8 protein-coding genes are annotated in these 7,931 nt (G+C 51.6%); all 8 read right to left on the reverse strand.

All coding sequences use genetic code 11. From position 1 onward, the window contains the following. Positions 1-15: 15 nt before the first annotated feature. Positions 16-981 carry a hypothetical protein gene (locus TQ39_RS17670; RefSeq protein WP_242853537.1) on the reverse strand — a complete coding sequence of 322 codons (966 nt, stop codon included), beginning with the start codon at positions 979-981 and terminating at the stop codon, positions 16-18. After that, positions 978-1,679 (reverse strand): hypothetical protein, encoded by a 702-nt coding sequence (locus tag TQ39_RS17675; RefSeq protein ID WP_009322621.1) that lies wholly within the window; start codon positions 1,677-1,679, stop codon positions 978-980. Before TQ39_RS17675 ends, TQ39_RS17670 begins: the two co-directional genes overlap by 4 nt. 6 nt (positions 1,680-1,685) lie before the next feature. Beyond that, positions 1,686-2,093 (reverse strand): DUF3846 domain-containing protein, encoded by a 408-nt coding sequence (locus tag TQ39_RS17680; protein WP_009322620.1) that lies wholly within the window; start codon positions 2,091-2,093, stop codon positions 1,686-1,688. A gap of 222 nt (positions 2,094-2,315) precedes the next feature. Further along, positions 2,316-3,068, reverse strand: coding sequence for a hypothetical protein (locus TQ39_RS22035; RefSeq protein WP_009322619.1), 753 nt, complete (start codon positions 3,066-3,068; stop codon positions 2,316-2,318). A 47-nt stretch (positions 3,069-3,115) separates the two neighbouring features. Then, positions 3,116-4,387, reverse strand: coding sequence for an ATP-binding protein (locus tag TQ39_RS17690; protein WP_244141242.1), 1,272 nt, complete (start codon positions 4,385-4,387; stop codon positions 3,116-3,118). Between the two features lie 48 nt (positions 4,388-4,435). Beyond that, entirely contained in the window at positions 4,436-5,281 is an 846-nt protein-coding gene (locus tag TQ39_RS17695) for a ParB/RepB/Spo0J family partition protein (RefSeq protein ID WP_009322617.1), read from the reverse strand. A 55-nt stretch (positions 5,282-5,336) separates the two neighbouring features. Continuing rightward, positions 5,337-6,158 carry a ParA family protein gene (locus TQ39_RS17700; RefSeq protein WP_009322616.1) on the reverse strand — a complete coding sequence of 274 codons (822 nt, stop codon included), beginning with the start codon at positions 6,156-6,158 and terminating at the stop codon, positions 5,337-5,339. A gap of 109 nt (positions 6,159-6,267) precedes the next feature. After that, a complete protein-coding gene (locus TQ39_RS17705) occupies positions 6,268-7,197 on the reverse strand; it encodes a toprim domain-containing protein (RefSeq protein ID WP_050006515.1) in 930 nt (309 codons plus the stop codon). Positions 7,198-7,931 lie beyond the last annotated feature (734 nt).

Genomic DNA, 7,931 nt, shown 5'->3' on the forward strand with positions numbered 1-7,931 from the left:
TCCTGTTTTCATTTTTTACCGGGCTTCGCCCCGTTCTTTTTGGAATCTCTGCTTCGGGGTCAGAATGCGCCCCTGTTCGTCATAGCTGCACGGGTCTGCGGCCTGTGTCTGCCAGCCGAACATCGAGCCTGCCAACATCGCCTCGGCCTGGGCGCGGCTCACACCCAGCTTTTCGTTTGTCTCCAAAACGAACGCGCGGTTCTCCTCCCGTCCCATGTCTGGAATATCGGTTTTGAAAAAGCCGGTTTCTCCCTTTTTAACAAGGATGATCCCGCCCGTGCTGGGCAGGAGGTTGTAGCACTGCTCCGGCAGGGACGAGCGCAGCGGGATGACCGTGCCGCCGTTTTGCCGGAGCTGCTCCGCAAGCTGGCAGATGTGCCGGATGCCGTCCATGCCCCGGCCCAGCTCCAGATGGCAGTCGTCAATATATCTGCAGGTATGCTCGATCCGTTCCCCGTCGCTCCATGTGATCCGGACCTTATCGCCGTCCGGGATTCGGAACAACTCTTTGTAGTCCGGCGTGATGAAGCGGATACCGCGCCCGGCATTCTCCATGTGCCGGTCCAGATGCTCCGTCATATACGCGAACAAATAGAAATTGTAGTCTCCCGGATCGGTATGGCAGCGCAGCAGATAGCTGTACTGCTGTGTGTTGATCCGAAATCCGTATTCCCTGCAGTAGTTCCCGTCAAAGCCTGCGTCTGCGTGGTCGTGGCAGATGCGCGCCATTTCACTTCTGCCGGAAAACAGGCCGCCGGGCTGCCGCAGGGTATTGACCACCCGGTCGAACTCCTGTCTGAACGCATCTGTTTTGTACCGGCCGTGTCCGTCCTCCCAGGTGGTGAAAAATTCCCGGCCACTCCTGCCAAAGTCTCCGCGCAGACGTCCGATGCCGCCTGTCTGGCCCTCAAGCTGCGTGCTCTGCCTGTATGCGTACAGCCGTTCCCCCGGCTGCATCGTTTGGATTTCCAGCTCCATCATCGCTCCCCGCCTTTTTCCTTTCCGCGTGTCTGCGCCGCCCGTGGGCGGCGCAGGGTTTCGCTTGTTTCCTTTTCCCTGCGTGCCGTCAAAAATTCTTCCAGCCGCTGTTTTTCAGCGGCCTTTTCACGCTGGTAGTCCTGCCGCAGCGCGGCGGCCTTTTCCTTTGCCCAGCCGGGCAGACGGTCCGGCTTGACAGCCCCCATTACGTCCGTGCGGCGGATATATGTATGCTCCCCGGTATATATGTTGATGCAGAACACCTTTGTGCCGTGGCTGCCGGCACGCGCGCCGTTGCCGCCCACTGCAAAATACAGCTGGTGGGCCGCGTTCCAGTATTCCGGGCGCAGAACGCCGGGGCGCATTACAAGCACCTTGCCCTCGTAATCACCCGCGCGGCTGTCCCGGATGCAGTCAGCCTCCGTCAGGAGCTGCGGCGCATGGTGTTCCTGGCGCTGCGCGCGGACCTGTTCGATCTGCTTTTGCAGGCGCTGGATGAACATCTCCCAGGCTTCTGTATATTCCGTTGTGCCTTCTATTCCGCTGAACCGGGCAAGGCCCAACTCGTAGCTCACTTCCATGTACCCCACATAGAACGGAAGCGGCGCATCCTGCTGCACCGCAAGGAATATTTCCCTGTCGCCAAGATGCACGCTGTGCGTCACCTTGTGCCCGTCCACGATGTATTCTTCCTGTTCCATTTTCCTTTACCTCTCGAAAAAGGAAAAGCGGCCGGGATCACCCAGCCGCTCGTCCTTTGGTTTTATTTTCGGGTCGCAGGGCAGCGAGTACAGCCGCCCGTCCCTTTCTTCAAATTTTTCCGGAAAGTGCAGACGCCGCGAATACCGCTGCGCCTGCTCCCGCGTCAGCCCCACAAACCGGCCCCTTCGGCTGCCGCACACGATGAACCGCCCCTGTACAAGGCCGATGCTGCCCAGCGTCCGGTTGTACGGCTTTTCTGCATCCCCTCCGTACACGGCGGCGATCACCGTATTGTCAAAGGGAAACGCTGCGGTATACTGTTCCGACTCTAAAATAGCCGTAAGGGCCGTGGGGGTATTCTCTATGTCTGCCTCATAGGGCGAATACCCCGGCTCTACGATCAAAACTTTCAAATTCGCTTCACCTCATCGTTCATTAACTTTTGTTTTTACTCTGGGAGTTTCAATGCTTCGTGATATGTGTGTCATGCTTGCCTATGGGACTTAAAACACAATGGCAATGGCTTGAAATATATACTTGGACACACCCATATTGGGCACAAATTGTCCGCCCTCCTTTATTCCATAAAATTAGAGCACCTGAAATCGGGTGCTCTGCAAGTGATATTCTGTTTTTCAGATATAGGGTTCATCATCGTCTGCATCTTCATCATTCTCAAAGTATTGCAGTAAATCCAACGCCAGTTCGTTGACACGAATGGGGATGTCAAAGCCCTTCATTTGCTGTTTTTCACCATTTGAGTAACTGACTGAAACCGACCATGAGGGTTGTCCTTCATCCTCAGAAACTTCTATATCAGCAAGATCTTCTTCCTCGCCCAATACATCGGGCATTTCTTGAGAAAAATCTTCTTCCCAGCAGAATATCTCGTACGCATTGACGATGCGGTTAAGCAGTTTTCTCATTTCTTTCGCCGTCAGTTCGATTGTATTGGAGGCTCCAGCTTGGGTGCATGAGATGAGCCTTGTTTTGCGGTCAAGAATAAACATGATCTGTGCATCAAAGGAATCGCCATACTCGTCCCACAATTCATCCTGGACAACAAATGTCATCTCGCTGATATGAAGCTGCTGTTTTCGTTCGTTTCTCTCAGCATAAGGGAAATGCTCCGCGTAAACCATTTGGGCGGCCTCTGCAATTTCAGGGCATTTGTCCTTTTGCAGTCCTTTGAGCCATGCTTTCTGTTCCGCAGACAAACGGTATGGGAGATTCATCAGCCGGGCCAAAGTCATTTCCCTGGAACGCTCCGCCGGTGACAACACCGCACATTTTTTACAGATATGTGCGCTATGGCCTTTGCCGGAAAAACTCTCATTCGACTTATATTCTTCGCAGACCTTGCAATAGTGCCCATGCTTCTTTGCCATTCGTTAAGATCACCCCTTTTCTCTTATTTCTGTTTTCATACCGCTTCTCAGATGAGATTGCTGGGGATAAAACAATTATCCGCATCAATCGGAATGGGTTCCTCGCACATACAGATGATTCCACCGTTTCCACGGTTCAAGGATGCCTTGTCAAGCACGCTGTATTTCTTCACTTCGCGCCGGTCTGGTGCAGCGCTCTTTTTGATTTCCAACGGGTGGATGAAATTGTTTTCCTCCACAAAAACATCAATTTCCTTTGCATTGGAGTCACGGAAATAGGTGAGATTCACCTTGGACTTTGCATAAGCGTAGTTCTTCACAAGCTCCATTACGACATAATTTTCGTAGTAATGGCCGCTTGCAGCACCGTTTCGCAGGGTATCCGGCGTCAACCACATGGAAAGATACGCACACAATCCGGTATCGCAGAAGTACAGCTTCGGAGTCTTACTGAGCCGTTTTAGCTCATTGTTGGAATACGGCGCAAGCAGATAAATGATATGAAGCCCCACCAGCACTTTCAGCCATTCCTTTGCCGTGCTCGGTGCAATATCTGCGGATTCCGCAAGTGTAGAGTAATTGACCTGTTCCGAAACAAGGGATGCGCAGCCCACCAGAAATTTTCGGAAACGTACTGCATCCGTAATGCCGCCTGCCTCAGTCACATCCCGCATCAGATAAGTGTCGATATATGAATTGAAATATTCCTGCCGAAGCTCATTGTCCACACCCTGCACCTGGGGCATACCGCCCTCCCAAATATGATTGAATACACGAATCACATCATTTTTGGGCACTTTACGCTGTCTTGCCTGTAAGGTGGCAAGTGAGAAGTCCAAATCCGTGTCAAACACAAGCCCGGCTTTTTCTCTTTCGGACAGGCTGTACAGTTCCAATATCCCGATCCTTCCTGCAAGCGTTTCACGCACTCGCTCCATCATTTTGTACTGCTGCGATCCTGTCAGCCAAATAAGACCTTTCTCGTCGCTCTCATCACAAATTACCTTGATCTGTTCAAAAAGCTCAGGTGCTTTTTGAACCTCATCAATCAGAATCGGCGGCTTGTAGGTCTGGAAGAACAGCACAGGGTCGCTTTGAGCCAGTTCTCTTGCCATTGCGTTATCCATCGTGACATAGGTTCTGTCACTGTCAGCTAAATGCTTCAGCATGGTTGTTTTTCCTACCTGTCTTGCACCGGTCACAAGGATAACTTTGAAAAAAGCATTGAGTTTCAGAAATTTCCGTTCCAGCTCTCGTGTAATATATGCCATAACGCATCTCCATTTCGCATTTTTATGATAATCTGTGTTCAATCGCATTTTATCATAATAGTTTTGCAAATTCAAGAGATGATATACATTATAGTCTTAACGCTCTTTCTCTCCACGCTGGCGCGCCCAGCTTGCCAGAAGTTTTACGATAACTTTCTTTTTCTGTTCGGGCGTATAGCTTTTCGGAAAGAATTGCTCGATCTCCTTTGCCGGAAGAGTTACTTTTCCTGTATCTCTGGTCTGCGCCTTTTCCTCCCGCATGATCGCAGCAATGTCCTGTTCGGACAGTCGGCCCTCCTGGCTGGCGCGTTTGAGACGCTGGGCCTGTGAAAGTGACGGTGTTACTTCCTCCGCCTGTAAAATGTCATAAAGCACGGCTTGTTCCTCCGTCCTTAAAAATGCAAGCTCATAGGCGGGATTGAATTTTATCTCGTTGCCGTCCACCATTTCAAGCAGTTGGGGAATGAGTTCATTTAAACGGATATATCGTTGAACCTGTTTTGTACTTTCACCTGCATCTTGTGCGATTTTTTCTACCGAATAAATAGATTTCAACTTCTGGCCAACTTGGCCAGAAGTTAAATCGGTCCGTTCCCCCTGCCGCTTCATAGCATCCAGTTTCATCTTATACGCCCTCGCCTTCTCGCTGGGCAGCACATTTTCACGCTGCACATTGCTGTCTACCATCAGAATAACGGCGGTATCATCATCCATGTCCCGGACAATGACGGGCATTTCCCGGATTCCCGCTTTCATACTGGCAAACTTGCGGCGGTGTCCCGCCACGATCTCATAGCCCCCCGCTGCGCGCGGGCGCACAAGGCCCGGTATCAATACGCCGTGCTGCGTGATGCTCTCCGCCAGCTTCTCCATTTCTTCATCATCCCGTACCTGAAACGGATGCCCCGGAAAATTGTGCAGCTCCGAGACCGGCAGCATCATAACACGCTCCTGCGTTTGTGCCTCCAGCGCCCGTTCATCGCTGGTGCTGAACAGGTCAGCGAGTGGGGGCAAACCCGCCCCGCCCAAGCTCTTTCTTGCGGCCAAGCGTCAGCACCTCCCCTGCAAGCTGTTCGTAGGCCAGCGTTGCCTTGCCCCTGGGGTCGTAGTCAAAAATGCTTTTTCCAAAGGATGGGCTTTCCGCCGCCCGGACGCACATGGGAATCTCTGTCTTAAAAATATGCACATTCGCTCCGTATGCGTCGCGCAGCATGGCGCTCACATCACGGGAAAGGTTCGTGCGGTTGTCTACCAAAGTCAAAACGATACCCTCTATTTTCAGACGCGGGTTTTGCCGCCGCTGCACCTTGTCGATGGTGCGTATGAGCTGAAGCAGGCCGCGCATGGAAAAGTATTGCGCCTGCACCGGGATCAGCACGCTGTCGGCTGCCGATAACGCATTGACAGGCATCATCCCCAACGACGGCGGGCAGTCGATCAACGCATAGTCATACTTTCCACGAACATCATCCAGAAAGGTTTTCAGAATGCGTTCCCGGCTCATCGCGTTCACGAGTTCCACTTCTACGCTGGACAGGTCGATGCTGGAGGGAACGAAATCAAGCCCTTCCGGATGGCTCTGTATGTATCCACCTGTTTTATATGGTAGATCATTGATGATACAGTGCATCGCTGCAGACAAGGTGTTTTGTAACTCGTCCGGATTCTCCACACCGAGATATTTTGTGGCGTCCGCCTGTGAATCCGCGTCGATCAGCAGCACGCGCTTACCCTGCCGGGCCAGCGCCACGCTGAGGGATACCGCTGTTGTTGTTTTTCCCACGCCGCCCTTTTGGTTTGAAATTGCAATGGTTTTCATTTCCGTTCCTCCCAGTCGTCTCTTTCACTTCTTGCTCCCACAACGATGCAGGCATATCCTATGAAGGCCATAAACAGGCCGGCCGCAACCAGCAGCCAATTCAAAACGTTCACCGCTCTGTCCCCCTTTCCCGTGACAACTCCTTTTGCAGAAGCTCGTTATAGTCCTTCACGCCATGCGGGATACAGCTTTCCACCAAATATCCCCGCGCAGCATATTCTTCCTCCAACCGGGCGGCATGTTCCCGCCCCGCTTTATCGTTGTCCGTACATATCCTCAGATGTGTCACGCCGGGATGCGATTTCAAAAAGGTCTCAATGGGCAGCATCGAAAGGCCGTCCAGAGAAAGATAGTGCTGCTCCCGCCAGGCTGCTCCGCGCCGGATGCGTAAAGACGCATCTGACATTGCGTCGATTGGGGACTCATACAGCGCAAGCGTACTTGCCCCTTCTTTTTCTGCCGGAATGCAGAATGGATGGCGTTTGTCGCTGCCCGTTACATTTCCGCGAAAAAATCCCTGTGTTCCCCGCAGCCCCGCATGGACCGGATTTCCCGATTCGTCAAAGCCCACAAAAACACAGTTCGTGTATTCCCGTTCTGCTGTCCTGCGGTTTGTGCCATAGACGCGGCCTGTATGAAAGCAGAATGCAAGGACTTCATCGCAGACGCCGCGCCCCGCCAGGTACTGATATGCTTTGAAATTATCGCCGCGCGGCGGTAATGCAAACCCGCTGTTCTTTTCCTCAGTTACAGGCGGAGAAGAAAGGAAAGGCGCATCCGCGCAGACGATCTGCACCGCACGAACAAAATCATACCCCTCTACTTTTATGAGGTACTGCACCGCCGTTGTTCCTCCCACGCCCCTGCTGTGCCAATTCCATTTTCCATTGACACTCACCTTCAAACTGTCATGGCCGCAGTGCGCATACTCCGTACGCCCTACACGTTTGAACCGTTCAGGCTGGTGGCGCAGCAGAAAAGCCAGCGTATTCACCTCTTTGGCCGCTCTGACTTGTTCTTCCGTTACATATGGCTTCACTCGTTCCATCTCCTTCTTTTAATTTCTCTGTATATACAAAAAGTGCAGTCCAAAACTTGAACTACACTTGATTTTTCTGTATTCTCTTTTCCGCCTGTATCTTTTTACGGGCTTGTTTGGGGGTGGGTTCGGGAGGGGAATATTTTAAAAATATTCTCATGAGACCATACACTTCCCCCATTTTTGAACTATCAAAATTTGTCAACCGAAAGTGGTAAATGCGTCTGTTATTTTGCTTCAAAATGCGTTATAATGGTTAAAATTGAATCATGCCTTTAGGTTGTTGGACGCTGCTATGGATTTGACAGACCAACGTGGAAAAAGCGCGGCACAATGCGCTTTTATACGCACTTTGAAAGGGTTATAACGACGTATTTTAACCTTGTTTGCCCTTTCAAAAGTACGACTCAAAATCCGTTGGTGGCAACACCGTGTGGGTTCAAGTCCCACCACCGGCACCAGTCGAAAGCCTCGACGCGTAAGTCGCGTTCGAGGCTTTTCTTTTTACTATGATTTAGTGTTCGCGCTCAAGCGGGCATCTATTTTGCCAACGCTTCCCAGATGAACATTCCGCAAACACCTACTTTTTCAAAGGCGTCTTTGCCGTAAGGGTGTGGCTGTGATGTCAAAACAGAACCTGATGAGCAAGGTGCTTTGTACCTTGCTCATCGAAGCTTTTATATTGCAGTTTGCCGTGTGTTTTTGTCCACAGTGGACAAGTGTGGCGCTGTATA

Origin of the sequence: Ruthenibacterium lactatiformans (assembly GCF_000949455.1) — a bacterium.
Lineage (GTDB): Bacteria > Bacillota > Clostridia > Oscillospirales > Ruminococcaceae > Ruthenibacterium > Ruthenibacterium lactatiformans.

Coding starts and splice junctions, on each gene's coding strand:
- TQ39_RS17670 (WP_242853537.1), bottom strand. CDS start 981: ATGATGGAGCTGGAAATCCAAACGATGCAGCCGGGGGAACGGCTGTAC.
- TQ39_RS17675 (WP_009322621.1), bottom strand. CDS start 1,679: ATGGAACAGGAAGAATACATCGTGGACGGGCACAAGGTGACGCACAGC.
- TQ39_RS22035 (WP_009322619.1), bottom strand. CDS start 3,068: ATGGCAAAGAAGCATGGGCACTATTGCAAGGTCTGCGAAGAATATAAG.
- TQ39_RS17690 (WP_244141242.1), bottom strand. CDS start 4,387: ATGCGATTGAACACAGATTATCATAAAAATGCGAAATGGAGATGCGTT.
- TQ39_RS17695 (WP_009322617.1), bottom strand. CDS start 5,281: ATGATGCTGCCGGTCTCGGAGCTGCACAATTTTCCGGGGCATCCGTTT.
- TQ39_RS17700 (WP_009322616.1), bottom strand. CDS start 6,158: ATGAAAACCATTGCAATTTCAAACCAAAAGGGCGGCGTGGGAAAAACA.